This is a genomic window from Flavilitoribacter nigricans DSM 23189 = NBRC 102662 (genome assembly GCF_002646595.1).
In the GTDB taxonomy this organism is placed as follows: domain Bacteria; phylum Bacteroidota; class Bacteroidia; order Chitinophagales; family Saprospiraceae; genus Flavilitoribacter; species Flavilitoribacter nigricans.
This window is the reverse complement of the sequence record NZ_PDUD01000006.1, coordinates 1-22,766: the sequence shown is the minus strand read 5'-3', so window position 1 is coordinate 22,766 and position 22,766 is coordinate 1. Positions and strand designations below refer to the sequence as shown.

General features: G+C 52.4%; 16 protein-coding genes. 8 read left to right on the top strand and 8 right to left on the bottom strand.

What is annotated here, in order from left to right; translation table 11 throughout:
• Nucleotides 1-183: 183 nt before the first annotated feature.
• The 5 genes from CRP01_RS04795 to CRP01_RS04775 all read right to left on the bottom strand — a co-directional run bounded on the left by CRP01_RS04795 (nucleotide 184) and on the right by CRP01_RS04775 (nucleotide 7,624).
• Nucleotides 184-1,971 carry a helix-turn-helix domain-containing protein gene (locus tag CRP01_RS04795; protein WP_233752630.1) on the bottom strand — a complete coding sequence of 596 codons (1,788 nt, stop codon included), beginning with the start codon at nucleotides 1,969-1,971 and terminating at the stop codon, nucleotides 184-186.
• 149 nt (nucleotides 1,972-2,120) lie between these two features.
• On the bottom strand, nucleotides 2,121-2,696 hold the full coding sequence (locus CRP01_RS04790) for a hypothetical protein (protein WP_099148873.1): 576 nt from the start codon (nucleotides 2,694-2,696) through the stop codon (nucleotides 2,121-2,123).
• Nucleotides 2,693-3,580, bottom strand: coding sequence for a hypothetical protein (locus CRP01_RS04785; RefSeq protein ID WP_099148872.1), 888 nt, complete (start codon nucleotides 3,578-3,580; stop codon nucleotides 2,693-2,695). The genes CRP01_RS04790 and CRP01_RS04785 overlap by 4 nt, the downstream gene beginning before the upstream one ends.
• 111 nt (nucleotides 3,581-3,691) lie before the next feature.
• Nucleotides 3,692-5,971: a right-handed parallel beta-helix repeat-containing protein gene (locus tag CRP01_RS04780; protein WP_170110228.1), complete on the bottom strand. Its 2,280-nt coding sequence runs from the start codon at nucleotides 5,969-5,971 to the stop codon at nucleotides 3,692-3,694.
• A gap of 270 nt (nucleotides 5,972-6,241) precedes the next feature.
• Nucleotides 6,242-7,624, bottom strand: coding sequence for a sigma 54-interacting transcriptional regulator (locus CRP01_RS04775; RefSeq protein ID WP_099148870.1), 1,383 nt, complete (start codon nucleotides 7,622-7,624; stop codon nucleotides 6,242-6,244).
• A 274-nt stretch (nucleotides 7,625-7,898) separates the two neighbouring features.
• On the opposite strand from CRP01_RS04775, the gene CRP01_RS04770 reads away from it, so the two are divergent.
• The 6 genes from CRP01_RS04770 (at nucleotide 7,899) to CRP01_RS04745 (ending at nucleotide 15,658) form a co-directional block, all read left to right on the top strand.
• Nucleotides 7,899-8,609, top strand: a complete 711-nt coding sequence (locus CRP01_RS04770; protein WP_099148869.1) for a hypothetical protein — start codon at nucleotides 7,899-7,901, stop codon at nucleotides 8,607-8,609.
• A gap of 482 nt (nucleotides 8,610-9,091) precedes the next feature.
• On the top strand, nucleotides 9,092-10,243 hold the full coding sequence (locus CRP01_RS04765) for a hypothetical protein (protein WP_143473275.1): 1,152 nt from the start codon (nucleotides 9,092-9,094) through the stop codon (nucleotides 10,241-10,243).
• Nucleotides 10,244-10,305: 62 nt separating this feature from the next.
• Nucleotides 10,306-12,231, top strand: coding sequence for a hypothetical protein (locus CRP01_RS04760; RefSeq protein ID WP_099148867.1), 1,926 nt, complete (start codon nucleotides 10,306-10,308; stop codon nucleotides 12,229-12,231).
• A complete protein-coding gene (locus tag CRP01_RS04755; protein WP_143473274.1) occupies nucleotides 12,232-13,302 on the top strand; it encodes a PLP-dependent aminotransferase family protein in 1,071 nt (356 codons plus the stop codon).
• 15 nt (nucleotides 13,303-13,317) lie between these two features.
• Nucleotides 13,318-14,292, top strand: coding sequence for a trypsin-like serine peptidase (locus CRP01_RS04750; RefSeq protein WP_099148865.1), 975 nt, complete (start codon nucleotides 13,318-13,320; stop codon nucleotides 14,290-14,292).
• A 439-nt stretch (nucleotides 14,293-14,731) separates the two neighbouring features.
• A complete protein-coding gene (locus tag CRP01_RS04745) occupies nucleotides 14,732-15,658 on the top strand; it encodes an N-acetylmuramidase domain-containing protein (RefSeq protein WP_170110227.1) in 927 nt (308 codons plus the stop codon).
• Between the two features lie 4 nt (nucleotides 15,659-15,662).
• Here the strand turns inward: CRP01_RS04745 and CRP01_RS04740 are convergent, their stop codons facing one another.
• Both CRP01_RS04740 and CRP01_RS04735 read right to left on the bottom strand, forming a co-directional pair.
• Entirely contained in the window at nucleotides 15,663-17,135 is a 1,473-nt protein-coding gene (locus tag CRP01_RS04740) for a DUF1501 domain-containing protein (protein ID WP_099148863.1), read from the bottom strand.
• A 56-nt stretch (nucleotides 17,136-17,191) separates the two neighbouring features.
• A complete protein-coding gene (locus tag CRP01_RS04735) occupies nucleotides 17,192-19,966 on the bottom strand; it encodes a DUF1553 domain-containing protein (protein ID WP_099148862.1) in 2,775 nt (924 codons plus the stop codon).
• A 111-nt stretch (nucleotides 19,967-20,077) separates the two neighbouring features.
• On the opposite strand from CRP01_RS04735, the gene CRP01_RS04730 reads away from it, so the two are divergent.
• The gene (locus CRP01_RS04730) at nucleotides 20,078-21,358 is read left to right on the top strand and encodes a condensation domain-containing protein (protein WP_099148861.1); all 1,281 of its coding nucleotides are present in this window, start codon (nucleotides 20,078-20,080) and stop codon (nucleotides 21,356-21,358) included.
• A 25-nt stretch (nucleotides 21,359-21,383) separates the two neighbouring features.
• Nucleotides 21,384-22,010, top strand: a complete 627-nt coding sequence (locus tag CRP01_RS04725; RefSeq protein WP_099148860.1) for a hypothetical protein — start codon at nucleotides 21,384-21,386, stop codon at nucleotides 22,008-22,010.
• Between the two features lie 288 nt (nucleotides 22,011-22,298).
• On the opposite strand, the gene CRP01_RS04720 is transcribed toward CRP01_RS04725, so the two are convergent.
• Nucleotides 22,299-22,766: transposase (locus tag CRP01_RS04720; RefSeq protein WP_143473273.1), on the bottom strand; the 468-nt coding region annotated here is incomplete at its 5' end.

The window sequence follows — 22,766 nt, the reverse complement described above, 5'->3', positions numbered from 1 at the left end:
ACCCGACAAAGATGAAGGGAATGAGACCGCCGATCGTTCGCAATTGTTAATTCGAACTTAGTCGTGAGATTTGGGACTTTTGGTGAGATTTGGAACGTTTTTTTGACTTGGTGACTTGGAGAGGGGGAGAGGGAGTGATGGGGAGAGGGGGAGATTTGGAGAGGGGGTGAAGGGGGGATGGGGCTAGCGGAGCTGGGCGGCTTTTAGCCAGGCGCGGGGTGTTTTGCCTTCCATTTTTTTAAAGAACGCATTGAATACCGTTTTGGAATTGAAGCCGCTTTCGTAGGCAAGCCCCAGCAGGGTGAGATGGCTGTTGGCCGGATCGAGTGCCAATACTTTAAAGGTCTCGAGGCGATAGGAATTGACGAATTCGTTGAAATTCTTGCCGATGTGATCGTTGAGCAGCCGGGACAGTTTATTGGGATGCAGATCGAGCCGTTCGGCGAGAGTTTTGAGCGACAATGCCGGGTCGAGGTAGAGCTTTTCCTGCTCCAGCACTTCTACGGTGGTGTTCATATAGTGCTCCACCTCCCGTTCATCCAGGCTTTTTTTACCGCTAGCTTCGGCAGCAGCGGCGGTCGTCTCTTCCGGTAAACGGGATGGGTGAAACGTCTCCCGGACAAGCGCGTCGAAACGATCGTAGGTATGGAGGGGTTCCAGCAGCGGCGAATAGCGGAAACTCGCCAGTTTGCCGCTCTGGTTTCGGACCGCTTCTTCCAGCATATCCAGCGCCAAATCGTGGTGTCCCAGATAGATCTGGAGATACAGATGCCAGGGAAACAGGTCGGTGCCGCTGCCCGCTTTGTCCAGTACGCCGGCGTTTTTCAGATCTATGTCGACCGCTTCGTCGGGGTACATCAACTTGTACAGCGCCCGGCACATATGAGGTCGTTGGGCCTGTGGATGGGCCTGCAGGAAGGCATCTAAGCCCGCATAGTCCTGCAACATGATATAGCAAAGCTGGCTCATTTCGATCGCGAAAAGGAAATTCGGGTCAACCTGCAGGCCGGCGTGCAGGCTTTCCAGGGCCGCTTCGTATTGCCGCGATAGGAACAGGATATTGCCCTTGGTGTAATAATGGTTGGGCGAGAGCGGATTGAGGACCAGGATGTTTTGGGTATGGTGCATCGCTTTTTCGAATGCCCCAATAACGGTGTACAATTCCGCCAGCCCTTCTTCGGCTTCCGTGAAGGAAGGATTTAGGGCCATGGCCTGCTGGTATTCCCGGTGACCGGCTTTGAAATCCCACTTGCCCCAGAAGCTGATGGTTGCCCGGGTGAAATGCCCAAGGTAGGACTGATCATCCAGCCGGGCGCCTTTCTGCAGATATTCTTCGGCAGTTTGCACCAGCGAATTATTGCCGCCCCACGAGGCCCGCATGGCGTAACTGAACCCAATGCCGAAATAAGGCAGCGCAAACCCGGGATCCAGCTCGATACACTCCTGGTAATAACGGATCCCCTGACTGATCCCTTCGGAATCCCACTTCAGGTGGTTGTAGCGGGCTTTCAAATATAGGTTATAAGCCTGGATATTCTGAGTTGGAGCCGCGATGAGATGATCCTGGATCTCGAGGTGGCCAAAATTTTCGCGGATCTGATCGGCGATCAGCAAGCTGATCTCATCCTGCACGGCGAAAATATCTTTCAGCTCCCGATCAAAATTTCGGGCCCAGAGATGGAAGCCGTTCCGGGCCTGGATCAACTGGGCCGTGATCCGCACTTTTTGTCCGGCTTTGCGCACACTGCCTTCCAGCACCGTAGCTACACCCAGTTGCTGCCCGATACTACGTACATCCGCATTTTTATTTTTGAAGGCAAAAGAAGAAGTCCGGGCGGTCACTTTCAGGCCCTGCACCTTGGTGAGTGCATTGATGATCTCCTCGGTAATACCGTCACTGAAATACTCATTCTCGGGATCGGCACTCATATTGACAAAGGGAAGTACCGCGATTGATTTTTCAGTGATCATGAATGCTTGTCAGGTTTGGTGTTGGCGGAGCCGGAGGCCGGCCGGAAATGGCGGGCTAAGATAAGGCTCCGCCGGGATAAATTAAATCGCTAACCTGATAAAAACGGCCCGTAAATCCAAACACTTTCGACCAATACCCGCTCTGCTTGTTACTTGGCCAGCATTTTTCGGATTGTCCTTTCCAGATCCGCTCTCGAAAAATACTGATCTACAATCTCTTCGTTTTTCCGGCTTGCCGGCAAAATTCGCTCCTGGATTTCCGGGCGATCGTAAACGAGTAGGGCTTCTACCGCATCGAAGACGATATAAGCATTCCACTCTCGCTCAAGCCGGTAAAATAGTGGCTCGATAAATGCATCTTCTTTCAGCAAACGGACAAAGGGTACGAATTCCTCAAAGTAGGGGATATCAGCGGTACGCAGATTAGTAGCAATCACCCGCACGGCCACTTCACGATCATAATTGAGCAGAAATGAAACCATAGGCTGTACCAGCCGCTCTTCACCAATGGTTCGGTGGTTTTTTTCGAATGCTTCCAGATAGGGGACCAATAGCTGAAACGTACGTTCCCGATCTTGTCGGCTTATATAGGTAAATGCTTCCGGGTTGATGTATTTGTGATCCCGCCACAATTCGACGATCAGCGCTTGATGTTGCGCCGATGGATACTTACCTAGTGCCCTGGCAATAAATTCCAGATGCCTCTCCTTGATGGACACCTTCATTTTTTGCCGGATCGCGCGCTCCAGGATCGCCCGGGTTCGGGGCCGGTCGTACACCGCACAGGCTTCGTAAAAGTAGCCCAGGGACTACTGAAATAATCTTTTTCCAGGATCTGCCGGCCGTGATCTTCCAGAAAAGGCAGGAAGTAATCATCCGGGAAAGCCGCAATAGCCGAAAAAAGCGATTCATCCTGATCGGTAAAAACACCATTACCTTCCATATTCTCCCGGAAGGAAAGTATCAGTTCCCGGTCGTCTTTTTTCCGGTAGCGCGCCAGTGCCGATAGAGCAACGTGCATCCTATCCACTACCAGTTCCCGGATGCGATTGTAGTCGGCCGCTTTGGGCGTATGATCACGGAGTACATCATTACGGTAAGGCAGAGCAATTTCCTGGTAAAGTACGATGCTGTCCAGCTGACTTTTCTCGCTGGCGGATAGCTGGGACTGATTTTCCCGGTAATAATCTTCGGTGACCAGAAAAGGCGGCATCAACAATTCAATGTAGAAGCCCGCTACGGAAATCTGACTGATGACACAACCGAAAATCTGCTCCACCCGGGCGGTATCCTGCAGATGGTCGCGGAGGATCGGAAACAGACCCGGACTTTGTTGATCCGCCAGCGCCCAGAAAGCGTAGCAGCGGACTACGGCATTATCGTGCCGGGTCAATCGCCGGAGATCATTTTCACTAGCAATGGTTTTCAGCCTTTCAAAACGGTCGTATTGCTCGGGCCGTATCCCGCCGATCCCGACTCCTTCACCCATTAATGTATTTTCAGCCGCAATGGCCGTGACCAGTTTGGCGATACGTTCCGCCTTGGTCCCGGACTGTGCATATATGCAGTTAATACTGATAAAAAAAGCCAGAAAGAGGATGCATTTCATGAGGTGTACTACTTTTGTATGGAGCATTTGACAGCAACTTGTGTCTCTTGGTAAGATGCATCCCAGTCCCTCTCTGGTGGCAGTACTACCTGGTTTTTAGGGTATTCCGCATTATTTCACAAATTGAAAAGTTTCGGACCGGCCGCCACTTTGCAACAATACCAGATAGGCCGCCCGCGGCAGTTCCCGCAGCGAGATGCGGTCGGTACCCTTTGCTTCCAGAAGTTTCCGGCCGTTCATACTGAAGACCCGGACGGTGGTTCCGGACCAGTCCCAGTCCGCCGGAGCGACGATCTGCAGTTGCTCCCGGTACGGACGTATCAGTTGCAGTTCCACCTCTTTCGCTATGTCGACGCTCAGTATGCTGGAATATTCAAAAGCACCGTCCACGTCCACCTGCCGCAGTCGGTAGTACACCAATCCTACGGGCGGAAAATTATCGGTAAATTGATAATCCCGGGGGACGGAGCTATTGCCCACCGCCATTACTCGGCCGATCGAAGTGAAATGCAGCCCATCGGCACTGCGCTCTACCTGAAAATGATCGGCATTGACCTCCAGGAGTGTGGTCCAGGTCAGTTCCACGGTTTCTGCTACCAGTTCCAGCCCGAAGCCACCCCATTCCACCGGGAGCGGAGCCGTCACATCCGTTTCCAACGGTCCGATATCCGGGGCCGGGCCGACGAAGCGATCCTGCAGCGCATAGTCTACCAACAGCCCCACGTCGATGCCCGCATTAACGGCTGGAGAGTTATCCATGGGCAGGAAATTCCCATTTGCAAAATCGGTGAATAGCGGGTCGCCCGTATCGTTAGCCGAGATGGTGTTACCGTCGGTTCCATTGAGGGCGTTGAATTCCGTGCTGGTATAGATCATGGCGTTATCCTGATCGTACACAGCTTCGGGTCCCAGGATACTGCTGTAAAAAAGGTTGTTCTGGTAGGTATTGGCCCCTACTCCATCCAGGTTGGTATCATAAATGACCAGGCCGGTGCCCGTGGGATAGGCATTGCCGTAGGGCGCCAGTCCGGTTTCGTAGAGGATATTGTTGCGAATGGCGTTGTTCTCCACCTGCCCAGCGTACCCGTAACCGCGGACCAGAAAGGCGGATTCGTCCGTATCGATGATCAGATTGTGGTCAAAGCGATTGTTCTCACTAACCAATCCGGTCCCGTAGATCCCCAGCACAAAAGCATGGGCCGTAGCCTGGGCTTTGGAGGGCGACCGACGCATCCCGATAATGATGTTATGGTGTACCCAGTTATTGTTACCATTAATCTGGGAGGCCGTGCGGCAATCTTCAATATAATTGCGGTAAAACTCATTATTCTGGCATTTTCCGGAATAACCGTCAGCTCCCAGCGGATGCGCGTAGGGGATATCCGGTGCCGAAATATGGTTGTCGTAAAACTGATTGTTATTCACACCATCGGCGGTAGCGCCGTCACCCAGTAATTCGATGGCGTTGTGCGCCCAGTTGATAAACGTATTGTTGGATACCGTGCAATCATTCGCCCCTTTGCGGAGTCGTAGCCCATCCCCGCATCCCCGTTCCGAGCCCAGGCCGTAGAAAAAAGTAAAATCAGAATCGAAGACATTATCCGTCACGGTAATGTTGGAACTCGTCTGGCTCATTGCACTCACCGTAGCGTCGGCCAGCAGGACACCGGTATTACCGGCATTGCCCAATCGACAGTTACGGATCTCGATATTAGCACCGCCCAGCACGGCTAATGCCGCTCCCGAGCCGCCCCGGAAATCCAGATTTTCAAAGATCATGTAGTCAGCATCGAATACCAGGGCGGAATAAAACTCCTTACTGCCCGCAAAAAGTGAGTATAAGCCGGCGGGGTTCTCCGTGGCGTAGAGATAGAGCAGATCGGCAGCAGCATCGTAAAACCAGTGCCCGAAGCTCCCTTCGCTATCGCTGGTCCCCACATCGGCCAGTGTACTCGCACGCAGGTACTCCGTGCCGTCCAGGTAAAGCCGACCGGGCGTTATGGGCAGGGATAAAGTCCAGATATTGGTCATGGATTCGGTCCAGTTGCCGGCGGTATTCGCATCGGTCAATGCATCCACCGTTGTAATAATGGGCAGATCATCCGCCAGGTCGCCGTAAGCCCCGTAGGTGATCGGGTTGCCGGCTGTACCGGAGGCCGTTACGTACATTTGCAAGCCGGGCCATACTTCTCCGCGTTTAAATAGAAAGACATCGCCGGGCATAGGCCCAACATCCCGGATCTTGAACAGATCTTTCCAGGCGTTGGCCTCCGACTGACCGTCGTTGGCGTTTGAGCCGTTGGTGTAGTCGAGATAGTAGGTGGTAGCGGGAAGGTGGACAGATAATAAAATAGCGATCAGGCAAAAAGGAGCGATAAGTTTACTGGACATGAGGTCTCGTTTGAAAATCACAATACCAATTATAGAACATGGTTGCGCAACAAACATAGCAAAGAAAATGATAATATGGAAATGGACGTTTTCTCAGTTCCACGCTCCTTATTCCTCGCTTGACGCCTCCATTGTTCAATGGCTCCACTGCCGATCCTTTCGATCCATTCAGTATCGAACAATCGAGCCATCGAACAACTTGCCCAGCCTCCCGAAGGGTCGGGATTCCCGGACACTAATTAAATCCCTACCTATAGTGAACCACCCTTTTTAATCCTGCCTTTTTTCTTTCCACCAACCCTGGACCAGGCGTTCGGAGACCCCCAGTTTTTTGGCAGCTACCGGCAATTGTCCCTCCGCCATTTGCACCGCCATTTCCAGGGCGATATCACCGGCCGAACGTTTGATATCTTTCAGACCAACCCCATTGGCCAAAGCCAGGCGAATGGCATTTCTGAGTCCGTTATTTTGCCAATCACGGGGTCGCCGGGTGGGCGTCACGCGGTCAATCTCCGGTAAGCAACCCAGGGTAAGCGCACCGGTACCCGCGTATCGATACGCAATTCGGGACATCAACTGTTTCAATTCCCGTAAGTTTCCTCGATATTCCCGGGTCATAAGGTATTCCAACACCGGTTTTTCAATGTCCGGCACTTCCGATCGGTTCATGGCCTGCCGCAGGAAATGAGCCGCCAGTGCCGGGATATCTTCTTTTCTTTCGGCCAGACTGGGAAGTTGGATGGTCAGCGCATTGATCCGAAATAGAAGATCCTGACGAAACGAACCTTTTTCCGCAAAATCGACCAGATCCCGGTTGGTAGCACTGATCAGCCGAAAACGGGTTTTCCGCCATTGGTTACTTCCGATCCGCTTATAAGTGCCTTCCTGAATAACCCGCAACAGAGCGGCCTGAAGATTGAGTGGCAATTCTCCGATCTCATCTAAAAAGAGGCTGCCCTTATTGGCCAGGGCAAAAGCTCCCTCACGAATAGAGACCGCATTGGTATAAGCTCCTTTCTCATGCCCAAAAAATTCGCTGCCGAACAGATCCGGCACGATGGTGGAACAATCCAGCAGGACCAGGTCCTCTTTATCCGGTCTTTTATCCAGATCATGGATGAGCCGTGCCACCAATTCTTTTCCGGTACCGCTTTCTCCCAGAATGAGCACCGGTGCATTGCTAAAGCAGGCAATTTCCACTACCTGCCGAAGCAGTTTTTTCCATTTCCGGCAACTGCCGATCAGTTGATTACTGATCCGATCCGATTCCAGGGTGTGCTCCACGATCGACCAGCGATTGAGGCGGTTTTGGATGATCTGAGCAATATGTTCCTGGTAGCGCCACGGTAAAATGTCATCAATGCCGAGACAGAGCAGCTCCCAGGCTTTGTAGAAGGGTAAAATCTCTTCACCTGCATTGATCGCAATAATATGTTTGCTCTTTTCCAGGCAGGCCTTTAAAGAGGCCACCGCGCTTTCATCGAGGCAGGTCTCATCAAGTAATACGATACCGACATCACAATCGGCCTTTTCGTAGGGAATTCCATCAATTTTCTTCTGGAGGAGCCATTGTCTGATATTTTCCAATGACTTTGAGTAAGTGGCAGACAGACTGAGTAGCCACACTTGCTGCAGGGGCTGGTTGGCAAGCATAGGGGTTTGGTTTTGGAGTTTAGTAAATGGTTGGGTTGCCGGGCAACCGAATTTCAACTGAAAATTTAACTGGGTACAAATAAGTCTACATAATATACGGCGATGTATTGAGAATAAGTATCATACGGCGAAAAAAAATTCGTACTGATCAGGCCAAAATCCAGCTTTCCGCAATTTTTTTCGCAAAACCCCTCTTAAAACCTCCATTTAGTCGTTTGGCACGTTGCTTGCCTAATAAGGGTCAGAACTTATTTCATAACCAAAACCATTTATCATGCACGATCTGGATAGAACCACTTATGAGGCCAATGGCTACGACTACGAAGACGAATTTGATTACGAATTCGAAGATGAGTTTGATGACGAATTCGAATTTGAAGACGAATTCGAGGATGAATACGATGATGAATTCGGATACGAAATGAGCGACAGTCCTTTCTCCGAAGAGGAAGAAGCCGAACTCGCCATGGAGTTCCTCTCCGTCACCAATGAAGCGGAGATGGACGAATTCCTCAAAAGCCTGTGGAGAAAAGCTAAGCGGGGGGTTAGAAAATATTCGGGCAAAGCCTGGAGTTACGCCAAAAAGGGGCTGAAGAAAGTCGCTAAGAAAGCGTTGCCCATTGCCGGACGCGCCGTTGGCACCTATTTTGGTGGTCCCCTGGGCGGAAAAGTAGGCAGCAAACTTGGCAGTTGGGCTTCCAACCTGTTCGAAATGGAACTGGAAGGCCTGAGCGCTGAAGATCAGGAATTTGAAATTGCCCGCCGCTTTGTACGTTTCGGAGGTAATGCCGCCCGGAATTCCATGAAATTGTCCACCAAAATGCCAGCCGCCAAAGCCGTTCAAGTAGGCTTTAAAGCTGCTGCCCGCAAACATGCTCCCGGTCTATTGAAAGGTGCCGGTAGCCGGGCAGGACGGGGTAGATCCAAAGGAAAATCAGGCCGTTGGATGCGTCGTGGAAACCGGATCGTACTCTTTGGCGCCTAAGCTAAGAAGAGTAAGTACCAGGACAATTATAACTGTAGATAACAAGACTACGCCCCGGCAGCAGTGGAAAGGTGTATAAGTGTAAACGTCAGCTATACAGCCACTTTACGTATACACTGTCAAACCCATGCGCTTTTCCACGGTCTCTGGCTAGTAGTGAGTTGATACTAACTTATAGGCGTCCAGGAACTTGTGTTCCCCAGCATACATTCACGTCTACCGGCATATGCCGGCCGGCCTCAGGTTAAAATTTAAAACCCCTTGTTATGTTGTTTCCCGATACCAAGGGCCCCAGGCTAAAGCAATTCCGCAGAAAGACCGGTCGTGTTGGTCCTCAACACCGCCGTCTTTCTGCCGGAAGACTTTCGACTACGTCTGTTGCCCGATCCAGTTTTACCGATCATCGGTCCTTTCTTATTTCCGAAGCTCAGGCTCTCCTTAGCCGTCTGGGACAAGTGCAACCTTTCGCACTAATGGTGCCTATGGTGGAAGCAGCTAGCCTCTCCCGCCCCGCCCGGAGGGGGATCCAGTATCTCCTTTCGGAAGGTGTACAGGAAATGGAAGCCAAGGTTAGGGACTTTATGAAGTTATTGCAGGTCGATAAGCGAATTGGAGCGGCCGACGCCCAAAAAGCTTATACCCTGTTAAAACTTCAGTTCAACTGGTTGCTGGACAGTCTGGATATTTTCGCTGACGTACTGAGTTTACGCAGCGAGCACCACACGGGAACCTGGCTGGCGGGCATGGATGTACTCGCGGAGGATACGCTATTGCTCAAGGGGTCTTATTTTAAAGCCCCGCCGCTGGTTACTTATCTCGACCGCGGCCACGGCGCCGCTATCCGGCGTGCCCGTACCCGCTTACCCGGCGGCAAATCGAATCCGGTTGCCGTCATCCGGGTACCCCGGGAGAGGATGATCTCTACCGGGATTGCATCGTCACTGGTCCATGAGGTCGGTCATCAGGGGGCATCGCTTTTGGGATTGATCCCCTCCATGCGAAAGGTCATCCAGGAACGAGTTAAAATGGAACCGGAATCAGCTACCCTCTGGAATTGGTTTGATCGCTGGATATCGGAGATCCTGTCCGACTTCTGGAGTGTAGCTATGATCGGTATCGGCTCTACTACCGGACTGATGAACGTGGTAAGTGTACCCAGCTATTTCGTGTTTCGCCTGAAACCGGATGATCCTCATCCGCCGCCCTGGATACGCCTTCGGCTGAGCATTGCCTTTGGAGCGGTACTTTTCCCCGATCAGCAGTGGGAACGACTACGTCAGCTCTGGGATCGTCTGTATCCCATCAAACTGGCGGGGCCTGAAAAAAGTCGGATCTTCCAACATCTGGACCAGCTCGTTCCAGAATTTGCAGATCTGCTCGTAAATCACCGGCCTCCATCTCTAAAAGGAAAAATGCTCAGAGAAGTATTTCCCGTCGAGTACCGGCAGCCAAAGCGCCTGCGGCAGCTTTACCAGCAATGGGTGAAAAACCCGCGGGACATGAAGCGTTATCGCCCTTCCATCGTTTTCGCTGCCATCGGTCAGGCCCGGGCCGATCAAGTCATTTCACCCCGGCGTGAAAATCGACATTTAAGAAATATGCTGACGTACTGGGCGCTTAAACGCGTGCTGTAGCTTCCTACGCTTTACCGGAAGCCGCTCGAAATTTTCAATTTTTTACATCAAAAAAAATAATCATGGACCATAACAGTCAATTAGTGATCATACCCGAAACGGTAAAAAAGGGCAGCCTGGTGACCATCAGACTGATCGACCAGCCCGACCCGCTGGGAGACGAACGCCCGTATCAGCTTAGATTGGGCCCGGAGGAATTTGAGGAACTGTCCCCGGAAAAATTTACCAAACAAGCGAACGCTAACCTCTACACCTGGGAAATAGACACTTCCAACCTGGAGGCGCGGGGATTTACCCTGGACATTGTAAATGGGGACGATATCATCAATACGGGCACCCTCACGGTGACCCCCGCCAGTAACGAAGTGGGTGTTGCTTTGAAGAGCACCGACCGCCCCCGTTCTACCGATCTGCCTTTATGGATTAAGATCCTGCGAAGTTCCAAACGGCTGAGTTTCAACAACTATCTGGATTACATGGATCTGCTTTTCTGCGGCCCGGGTCCTCAGGAAAACAATCTGAGGAGCAACCTGATCAGAAATGTAAAAAATCGATTCCTACCCTTTAATGATACCGATTCCTACCGGACCCTTAAGGCCGCTACGGAAGCTTTTGTGATGACCAATTGCGAGATCGACGTCAGTCCTACCGGAACTATGGATGTCTTTAACGAGGGAGAGATCGATGATCTGATCGAGGAAAGGGTTTTCAATATTGCCGATGCCCCGCCGGAATACAACCAGATCTGGAACGAATACATTGTCCAGATCCAACAGGCCGATCCTAACAATCAGGCCATAAAGGATATTTTCACTATTCCCTATCTATATCTGGTAAGGGATAAGTTGAATGATCTTCCGCTGAAATTAACGGCGATAGATCAGATACTGGATAATATTGAAAAACCGGTTTACACCGGCAAAAGTAAAAAACGGGTAAGTAGTGAAGCATCCACCACTCCCCGGGGTATCGTGCAAAGTACCTGCAAAGGACTGATCGTAAGCAAATTAAACAACCCCTGCTTCCTGGAATTGATCTGGTCCTACTGGCACGAAGAAGCCATGCTGGTACAGGTGCTCAACGTGATCACCCGTCGCTTCCAGAATATCCGGGGTAGCGGTAAAAATGATCCGCTGGCGGGCCTTCACATTGATCCACTACAGCCTTTGAATAATCTGATCTGGGGCTACGTGCAGGACGAGCAGCACCGCCTATCCGTAGTGCGCCGTGCCTACGAATACGATCATCATTATGGATTTTCCATTAAGGGTAAAGCCATCAATGATTTTCGGCCGGCGGACAGCCGTTCCCGGTTCATCGAGGCCTTTCACAAGTTGCTGAACCTCTGCTCTCAGTTTTACAAGCAGGAAGACAACAAAACAATTCAGGCGGATGCCTTCCCCATTCGAAATTCACTGCGGGAAGTACACCTCATCCTGGCCGAAGGAGCACACAACGGTTACGGCGATCTACCTTCCACCGCACGGATCGAGATGTTGATGCAACAGTACCTGCTGGCCCGTCCGGAATTCCGTCAGTTTATTCCGAGTCGAAACATGGTCGCTTATCCGGAACCCTGGATGGACAGAGTGGCCTCCGTCAACAAAATGATGGATTGGACCGGCACCTCGATCATCCATTTCAACAATCTGGCCATTTTCGGAGAGCAATTGCTTTTATCCATCCGCTTTGGTAGCTGGAGTATCACCAATACTTCTGCCAACCAGGCGGCGATCTGGGCCAATTTCTGGCGGCAGGCCGTACAGGAATACATCCATGCCTACCACGCAGTGACCGGCATCGATCTGGCGGCGGAAAGAACGATGGTCACGGATGTTGATACCCGGCCACCCTCTTACCATCTGGCGAAAAGACTGTCGGAACAACAAAACGGTAACGGGAAACCGGCTGCGGCTAGTGGTTCCTCTACCCGATCTGGTAAAACGACAACCAGTACAAATGGTAAGGTAAAAAAAGAATCCTGGTAAGTGGGCAGATCTATCGACTTCTGTTCTGCGTCCTACCTAGGTATGCAACACAGCAGTAATGCGCTCACTTCCCGGCTACCTTTGACCAATGGCAAACCGGCCCTGCTGGAAGAACATCCTGCTTCCATATCCCTGGCTCAATCAGTCGCTCGCTTACAGGGACTGGAAGCAGGCTTGCTCTATCCATCCACCCTGCACCTTTTTTGGGATCTTTTCCAAAGTCTGGGACGGAGACCGGTGGCTGTTTTTATCGATCGGGAAGCTTATCCAATTGCTGGTTGGGGTGCTAAATGGCTGAATGGCCAGCGAATTCCCGTAATGACTTTTTCCCACGGTGATCATCGAGGGTTAAAAGGTCGGATTAAAGCTTCGGGTCGCATGCCGGTCATAATAACCGATGGCTGGTGTACCCACTGCGAAAGCGTAATGCCTATCCGACAATATCTGGAAATTCTAAGCCCGCATAAAGGTCTTTTAGTGATGGATGATACCCAGGCCCTCGGTATTCTGGGGCAAGGACCTACTCCGGATCTGCCCTACGGCCGGGGAGGCGGAGGTACCTTACGTTGGCTGGGCCTGCAGGCAGAAAATGTGATCATCGGCAGTTCGCTGGCTAAAGGTTTCGGTACACCGCTGGCGGTACTCGCGGGCAGCCACCCGCGGATCGCAAAAGTAAAAAAAGACAGCCTGACCCGTCAGCATTGTAGTCCACCGGATCATGCATCCGTCATGGCCGGGCACCGTGCCTTACTCATTAATCAAAAGTACGGTCACCGATGTCGCGAGCGGCTATTGTCCAATGTGCAATTTTTCCGGAGCAAGCTTGGACCATACGGGATCCTTGATTCTAACACGACCTTTCCATTGCAAAAACTAGGAGGAATGCCGGGGCCGCTTGCGCAGCAATTACAATTGGAACTCGACAAGGCCGGGATCCGGATATTCCTGGTGGCCGGAGCACGGGAACAAGTCCACCCGGCTTTTCTGATCCGGGCGGATCACCGGTTCGAGGACCTGGCTCACGCCTGCCGGATCACCAGCCGACACTTAAACTGTTTGAACCATTACTAAAGAAAGTATTTTTCCATGCACTTCCGTTCCAAAGATAGAGATGAACACCGGGAGATCGTTCTTTTTTCGGATGACCGTCTCCCGGTAAGGGATACCACCGCCATCCCCCATCGTTGGGTTTGCTCGTTGGAAGTAGAATTTCCCGAACCGGTACTCTACCCGCTTGGTCCCCTGGAACAACCGGGTAAACAATGGCAGACCCTCCAGGCCACTACGGAGGGTTGTGGTTCCGGGCTGCTCATTTCTCCCCGGCATGTGCTTACCTCTGCGCATGTTATTGCCGGATTAAAAAGGGTGCAGAGCCGTCATGTAAATGGGGAACGCTTTCAATTGGTACCGGCCAGCCGGGTTAAAGTGATGCCCGGACGAAATGAAATGGATCGTGGGCACAACTGGCCACTGGGTACTTATACCAGTAGACGGGTACTGACCTACCCGGGCTTTAAGCAAATATTGGAATCACCTTTACGGGCAGATATTAATCTCATCAAAAATTCGCTCTCCCAGGATGTCGGTTTGGTAGAATTATCCGATTGGACCGATACCCGACTGGGTTGGTGGGGAGCCAATGAAAATTATCATTTGCGAGAAGTGCCCGACAAATTACGCAGGCGGCTCATTGGCCGGCAGGCACAGCTTGCCGGTTATCCGGGAGAAAAGGGACCTATCGCCTGCGGGGCCGCCTACCGGTCTTCCGGAAGGATCGTCGAGGCTTTTCACCGAATCAATAATCGGCAACAGGATCTCATCTTTTATCTGGCTGATACCAGCGCCGGCATGAGTGGTAGTCCGGTATGGATACGGGAAACTGGAAATCATTTTCGACTGGTCGGCGTGCATAGCAGTTTTCTGGACTATCGCCCCGGTAGTAAAGCCAATGTTGCGGCCTTGCTCAGTCCGGCGATTTACAAATGGATAGGTTCGCAGGGTGTATTTCCGGAATATGTTTTGGAATTTTCAAAAAACCGAGATCATGAAAGATTATCTTGATACTATATTAGATTTTCCTCCAACCAAGGTCTGTCAATGCTCCGCCTGCAGGAAAGAGCGCGCCAGGATCAATTCAACCCGATTGCAAAAGACCAGTCTTTCTTTTTATCCTGAACCGGAATCGGAAATTCGGCGCAGCCGATCTCCCCGAAGAACCCGGGTCGTAAGGAGAAAACCCAGGATCAAGAAACGGATCATAGCTAAAAAGATTAAACGAATTGTACCTGTCAAACGAACCAAACCAATTGCCGGTGGAAAACGATGGAAATTAAAGCGGAGAAAAAAGAGAAACCTCCTGCTGGGAAAAAGAAGAATAAAAAGACCCGCCATAACAGTAAGCACACTTATCAAAACCTCCCGTTTTCCCCAGGCGATCCGCCAGAATTTAAAATTTGCCCGCATCCTGGGATGGGATCGATACCAAAGCCGCATTCGAAAGTTGCTCGGATTGTTGTCCGCTTCGTCGATCGACCGGGCCTTTGTCCGGGCTGTCGCCCGCTGGCAAAAACGCAAAGGTATACGCGCCAACGGTATTATAGATACCACTACCTGGAGATCCTTGCGGCGGGTACTGGGTATCACTTCCAAGATTTCCCTGGCACCACCAAAAGATAAGGACTACTTTAAGGATAATGCAACCCTAAAAAGCATAAGTCTGCAACCGGCAGATCGGCTACCGCAAAAAGACGGGATAAGCGGCCGGATCACAGAGATCTACAATCGGCAGGGGAAATTGATGCGGGAATTAGCGGATCGGGTCAACCTGGATCTTGCCTGCACCATCGCCGTTTGGGTCAGTGAAAGTCACGGACGCCGACATCGAACGGGCAAAACCCCGGGTCGCTTTGAAAATCACCGCTTTTACCGGATCTGGGGAGTCCATAACCAAAAGATCTACGACCGCCACTTCCGCCACGGAGGGCACGCCGGTATTAGTGGGAATGCCTGGCAACAGCATCAATTCAGAAAAATGGAAGCTGCCGCTTTTCAACTCGTACACAAGAGTCAGGAGCAGGAATACCGGGTACTGCAATTTGCTAAAAAAATAGCTGATCCAGAAAAAGCGATCCAGGCTTTCCGGCTGGGAGAGCCTCAGATCTTGCCCCTTCACTATGCCGACCTGGGCTATACATCCAGCCGAAAAATGTATAATGCCTTTCAGAACAGTCTACGTGCTCAGATCCTTGGATTCTTTGATTATTGCCTGCATCGTGATGCACCGGAGCGCGGAGAATTACTGGTTTATCTGCGAAATCGCAACTGGCGGGCATTTTGCAAATATTACAATCCGGACCGGAATGTAGCGGCAGCAGCCATCCGCCTACAAGACATTTATAATCGTGCCGCATCGCTGGTACGCGGTTGAAAGATTAAGCTAAAATTTCCTTGACCACCCGCCCAAACTGATCCGTCAGCCGAAAATCCCGGCCCTGAAAATGGTAGGTCAGCTTTTCGTGGTTCAGCCCCAGATTGTGCAGAATGGTCGCCTGCAGATCGTGTACATGTACCCGGTCTTTGATCCCGGCGTAGCCGATCTCATCCGTTTCGCCGAAGGAAATGCCCGATTTGATGCCCCCGCCGGCCATCCAGACCGTAAAGGCTTCGGTTTGGTGATCGCGACCGGAAAATGGTACGGCCACGCCGTTGCGGTTTTCCTGCATGGGCGTACGTCCGAATTCCCCACCCCAGACCACGAGCGTGTCTTCGAGCAGGCCGCGTTGCTTGAGGTCTTTCAGCAGGGCCGTCATCGGCTGGTCTACTTCTTTGCAGCGTTCTTTGAACCCGAGATTCAGGGCTTCATTTTTGCCCGCTCCGTGCGAATCCCACCCCCATTGGAAAAGCTGAATAAAACGCACGCCGCGTTCGGCCAGTCTCCGGGCCAGCAGACAATTATTGGCAAAGGAAGATCGGCCCGGTTCGGTCCCGTAAAGTTCGTGGATGTATTCCGGTTCTTTAGAGATATCCATGGCTTCCGGTACGGAGAGTTGCATCTTAAAGGCCATCTCGTACTGGGAAACCCGCGTCAGGATCTCTGGATCCTGAAATTCTTCGTATTCCTTGCGGTTGATGCGATTGATCGCATCGATCGACTGTTTGCGCAGATCCCGGCTCATGCCTTTCGGATCCGAGACGTACAATACCGGATCGCCTTCGGAGCGGCACTGCACCCCCTGATATACCGACGGCAGAAAACCGCTCCCCCACACGCTTTTCCCGGCACTGGGGGTCTTCCCGCCGGATACCATGACGACGTAGCCGGGCAGATTATCGTTCATCGATCCCAGACCGTAAGTCACCCAGGAACCCATACTCGGACGGCCCAATCGCGGGCTACCGGAATACAACAGCAACTGCGCCGGGGCGTGGTTGAACTCATCGGTGTGCATGGCCTTTAAAAAACAGACCTCATCTGCCATAGTGGAAAAATGCGGCAGCCGGTCCGAGATCCAGGCTCCGGATTCCCCGTGCTGCTGAAATTCCGCCTGGTGGCCCAGCATATCCGGCACCCCACTGATAAAGGCGAAGCGTTTACCCTCCAACAGAGAAGGAGGGCAGGGCTTACCATTGAGCTGGTTCAGCGTCGGTTTATAATCGAATAGCTCCAATTGCGAGGGGGCTCCGGCCATGTGCAGATAGATCACCCGCTTGGCCCGGGGCGCAAAATGGGCGCCGGCTCCCGTCATGGTCTGTATCGCTTTTTCTACGTCATTGGCACTTCCGGTATTACACCCAAAAAGTGAGCCCAGAGCGATAGCTCCCAGTCCGGTCGTACAGCTTTTTAAAAAGTGCCGCCGGGTATGATATTGGTAGTATTGATGTTTGGCTTCTTCGTAAATTTTCATGGTCGGTGGTCAGTTTTTCAATAGTCCGAAATCATTCCGTTGATTGGTAAATGGAATCATTGTTTGGTCAGGAACCCATCCAGATTCAGGATCGCATTGGCCACCACGGCCATCGGATCGGTCAATTCAATTTCATTGGGGTCTTCTGTAAAAGCGATCGTTCTCGCCCGGGCGGTCGGGCCATCCATTTCGGATTGGGCCCGCAGGTGCAGATCGCGCAGGATAGCCACCGTTTCCGCGTCGGCTTCCTGTCCCAGCGCCCGCTTGTAACCCGCACGGATGGCCGCTTCCAAATCCTGGCCGCCGGCTTCCCGCATGCGTTGGGCGAGCGCCTGTGCCGCTTCCAGGAATGCCGGATCATTGAGGGTTACGAGTGCCTGTAAGGGTGTATTGGTGCGGATACGACGGGACACGCAAAATTCCCGGCTCGGACTGTCAAAAGCGATCATGGAGGGATAGGGCGTCGTGCGTTTCCAGTAGGTATACAATCCGCGCCGGTGCCGCATTGAATCCGAGGAGGTTCGCCACTGTTCTCCGCTGTAGACGATCTGCCAGACACCTTCGGGCTGGGGCGGCATGACGCTTCGCCCACCGATAGAATCGTTCAGGAGGCCGCTCACCGCCAGCGCCTGATCCCGGATCTGTTCGGCGGTAAGCCGGAAACGCGGCCCGCGCGATAACCAGCGGTTATCCGGATCCAGTTCGAGTTTCTGAGCATTGGCTTTCGAGGATTGCCGGTAAGTAGCGGAAGTGACGATCTCCCGCAGCAGGCTTTTGACACTCCAACCGTGCTCCTGCATAAACCGCAGCGCCAGATGATCCAGTAATTCGGGATGGGTGGGCGGATCACTCTGGGTGCCAAAATCCTCCAGCGTCTCGATCAGTCCCCGGCCAAATATCCGGGCCCAAAAGCGGTTGACGATCACCCGGGCCGTCAGCGGGTTGTCCTCACTCACCAGCCAGCGGGCGAAGGCCAGTCGATTGGCGGGCATCTCCTCTCCCTGCAGCATCACCCGGGGTACGCCGCCTTCCAGCGGAGTGGTCTGTACCATCCAGTTGCCGCGGTCGAACAGTTTGGTCTGCCGTTCCATGGCGGTGACCTTGGGTTTCATCACCGGGGTGTAATCCACCCGCTGGGTCTGAATTTCCCGCAGTTCTTTCCGGTAGGCCTGCAACTGAGGATCAGCGACCGCCGCTTCGGCGTATTGTAGTTCGATCTCACTGATCCGGACCATCCCGTCGGGCGCCTTATTGGTCGTGTTGATGATCTCGAAATAAAGATCGTGTTTACCGCTACCGGCTTCCACCGGTACCAGCAGATCCCCACCCCATTCGCCGTTTACATTGGCATTGGCGGTAAACTGTTGCTTAGCCAGCAGCCGACCTTCCGGTTCGTCGATCCGGAGTTCGATCCAGGCATCGTTCCCCTGGCTCTGGTAGCGGAAGCGAATTTGCTCCAGCTGATCCAGATCGACCTGCTCAAACATAAAGCGGAAGCGCTTCCCGGCAATGGATTTCAGATTATAGATCCAGTTGGAAACGACCCCGTTATTGTTGAAAGAAACATTTTCAAAATCATCGGCCTGGGTCGGGAGTAATTCCGGAAAAAGGGCCTGTCGGATCTGAGTTTCCAGATCGGCACTGGTGTCGATCGTCTGCGACGGTCCCAGATCCTGAATGAACCCGATGATCTCCCGGACGCGTTCTGCTTCCACCCGCGGAAAAGTAGCCAGCCGGGGCATTTCGTTATCCAGGTCTCCGTCCTGACTCTGGTTGAAATAATCATAGGACTCGTAAAAGGCTTCATGCCGGATCGGATCGTACGGGTGACTGTGGCACTGCACACAGCTCATGGTAGTCGCCTGCCAGACCTCGTAGGTCGTATTCAGGCGGTCGATCACGGCCGCTACCCGGAATTCTTCATCATCGGTCCCCCCTTCGGTATTGGTCATGGTATTCCGGTGGAAAGCGGTGGCGATCAGTTGATCCCGGTCGGGATCGGGCAGCATATCGCCGGCCAGTTGTTCGATGGTAAATTCATCGAACGGCAGGTCGCGATTGAAAGCCCCGATCACCCAGTCCCGGTAGCGCCAGATGTTTCGGTACGGATCTTTTTCGTAGCCTTTGGAATCGGCATAGCGGGCCAGATCGAGCCACATGGCGGCCCAGTGCTCACCGAAATGCGGGGAAGCCAGCAGGCTATCGACCAGTTTTTCGTAGGCATCGGGAGAATCGTCCGTCAGAAAAGCATCGACCGCTTCGGGGGTAGGCGGCAGTCCGGTCAGATCGAGGCTGACCCGCCGAAGAAGAGCGGAGCGGTCAGCTTCCGGTGCCGGTTCCAGTTCCAAAGCCTGCAATTTCCGGAATACAAAAGGATCAATATCATTTTTCTTCCAGTCCGCGCCACTCTGCGGAATCGCTATCGGCTGCGGCGGGATATAAGCCCAATGTTCTTCCCACTTGGCGCCCTCATCGATCCAGCGGGCGATCAGATCGATCTCCTCCTCTGTCAGGTGCTGCCCGTCCAGCGGCATACGCAACTCCGGATCCTGGTGGGTCAGACGCCGGAAGAGCTCACTCTTTCCGTGTTGGCCCGGTACGATGGCCGCTTTGCCGGATTCCGTGGCGGCGAACGCCTCTTCCTCGAAAAGCAGGCTGAAACCACCGCTTTTGCGAACGCCGCCGTGACAAGCCAGACATTTGGCATTGAAAATGGGCCGGATGTGTTGATTGTAACTGATGGTAGCCGACGTGGAGCGGCACTGCCAGAAGGAAAGACTACCGATCAGCCCGATCACCAGCACCGGCAGGAGGATATTCCGGAAACTCATAAAAGTTGGTTTTGCATTTCAAATTAGGAATTTTTTTCGTCTTTCCCCCTGCCAGTCGGTTCATGAGCAAAATATCTTTATTTTCGGGCACTTAAGCTCACCGACAATTCGATGATTAGCAGATCCAGTATCGTTCGGAAACTCAATGACATGGAGGCGGCCTTCACCTGGTCCAACGCCCGTTTGCCGCTTTGTGTGGTCTGCGTTCTCCACCTGGAAAATGCACCGGGAACCGACGAGTGGGCCGACGCATTGCAGCAATTGCAGGAAAGGCACCCACTGCTGCGTTGTGGGATCGTAGAAAGTGGAAGCCGGTCCTATTTTGAAACTTTGGATCCGGTACCGCCGATCTCCTTCACTACTGTGGACCGCCAACACGCAGAAAGCTGGCAACCGACGGCGACCGATGCCGTGAATACCAGCTTCGATGCCGGCGGACCGCTGATGCGCTGCTGGCTGGTAAACCGGCCCGGAGAGCAGGAATCCGAATTGATCATCTGCTTCCACCACGCGATCATCGACGGAGCTTCCGCCCGTTTGATCCTGCACGAAATACTATCGCTGGCCGGCGGCGTTTCCCTGCCGGAACCGGAAGTTCCGGTGGAACCGCCCCGCTTTCCGGCTCCTTATCGTCGGGGAACCGGCCTCCTGAAGAAAATGCTGCATTTTGCGGCCTTTCAGTTAAAGGACGAATGGCGCTACCGGTCCGGCGGACTGGCCAATCCCGTTCCCAAAAATTCCAAAAATGCGATCATCAGTCTCCGGCTGGAGGCCGATGTTTCCCGCCGGTTAAGCGTGAAAGCCGGTCGGGCCGGGCAGAGCCTGAATACCATTCTGCTGGCGGCCATCGCGGCGGCGGTCATACGGCAGCGCTACGGTTCGGATGCCGGCAAACTGGCGCGCGTCCTCAGCTTTGCCGATCTGCGAACGGCGCTGGAGCCTTCCGTTTCCCGACAGCAGATGGGCTGCTATATTTCCATGCTGCGGCTGAGCGTGCCGCTGACGGACGAACCGGATATCTGGCAACTGGCCCGCGAGATCCGGCGGGCGATGTTTCAGGCCAGTCGGCGTGGTGACGTTTTTCTCATGTCGATGATGAGCAAGCGGCTGGTCCAGCTGGCTTTTACATTGAAGAACAGTCGGCTGGGTATCGGAGCGATCAGTTTCATCGGCAAACTCGACCTGCAGGAGTCCTACGGACCGGTAAATTTGCGGCACGTACGGGCCTTCATTACCAATAATCAGTACGGACCGGAATTGTCCGCCTTCGGAAAAGTCCTGTTCGGGTCCATCAGTCTGGATTTCACTTATCTCACGGCGGAAACCACTCACGAAAAGGCGGCAGAAATGGTCGAAGAAATCCGTCAGCAATTGGTAAAGCTGGCGGAATAATCTTACTTTCGGAAAAAATTAAAATATGAAAAAGTTTGCTTTCATCGTGATGGTGCTGGTGGCCGGCAGTCTGGCCTGGATGGGCTTTGTCCGCGAACCGCTTCCCCCTATTCCAACTATTGTAGCGGAGGTCAGCCAGGAAGTACCCCTGGATTTTTCCATCAATGCGATGGATTATACCGGAGTGGAACTGAGCATGAACCGGAAGATCGAAGGCAAAGGCATGTACGTGCAGTTCAAAATGGCTAATGCCTGGAAATCCGGCCGGGCCGGACTGGTCCTGAACGGGATCAAAGGCAACAGCGGCCTGCGGGGTATGTCTCCCCAGAACTACCTGAAAGACGAAAAGCGTAAAGGCAATAGCGGTAAGGATTTCAGCAATTTCATGGCCGATAAGCGCGGCAAGCCGGTCTCTAGCTACTCTTTCCGCCAGACCCTGGTGGAAGATAATTCCGGAAAGACTTTCATGCGCATGAGCTATAACGGTCCGGCGATGGAAATGATCCAGATGCTGGAGATCCCCCGTCCGGTAACGATACCGGCTCACGTTTCCAAACAATTTACCTCCAAAGGGATTATTCAGTTCCAGCCCGGTACGGTGGCTTTTGACAGCAAGATCAAAGGCTTTTATATTCCGGTGGTGATCCGATAATTGATTACGAGACTTTCTTACAAGACTTTCTAAGTTTTTTCGAAACTTAGAAAGTCTAACTCTCCCCTTCCGCTACCGGTATATACCGGCCCAAGTTCCCAAAACATTTACCTCCAAAGGGATTATTCGGTTTCAGCCCGGTACGGTGGCTTTTGATAGCAAGATCAAAGGATTTTATATTCCGGTGGTGATCCGGTAATTGATTACGAGACTTTCTTACAAGACTTTCTAAGTTTTTTCGAAACTTACGGTATGCACACATTTTGTGTAAGTTCTTTGACAAGATTGCTACCTGAATAAATAATATCCTTCGAGGATGTTATAGAAGCGGTTTAAGCCTCTAATAAAAGTAATGGGTCCTGGTGGTTTGTCCTTTTGGTAACCTGACCATCCTCCGAGTCTGGCGATGATCCAAGCGGCAAAAGAGAGGGTGTTTGGAGGATGTGGATTTTTTTGTTTTTGGGTTTTGCCTTCTACTTTGGTATTTAGGGCAGTCAGGCATTGTATTTCAGGCTCAAAAAAGGCATCGCCTATTCTTTGTAGTGTTTGCCCATCTCTGGCCTGGACTAGTTGCATGACTTGCACGGCCGCTATTAAGGCCATAGTGGCTAAATTAACCAGTCCATGGAACGACTCTACTTCCGCTTTTTCCATGTTGAGCCCTTTAGATTTAAGGGTTCGGAATAATTGTTCGATAGTCCATCGCCATAAATACCATTGAACAATTTGCAAGGCTTGTTCGGTATTTTGAACAGG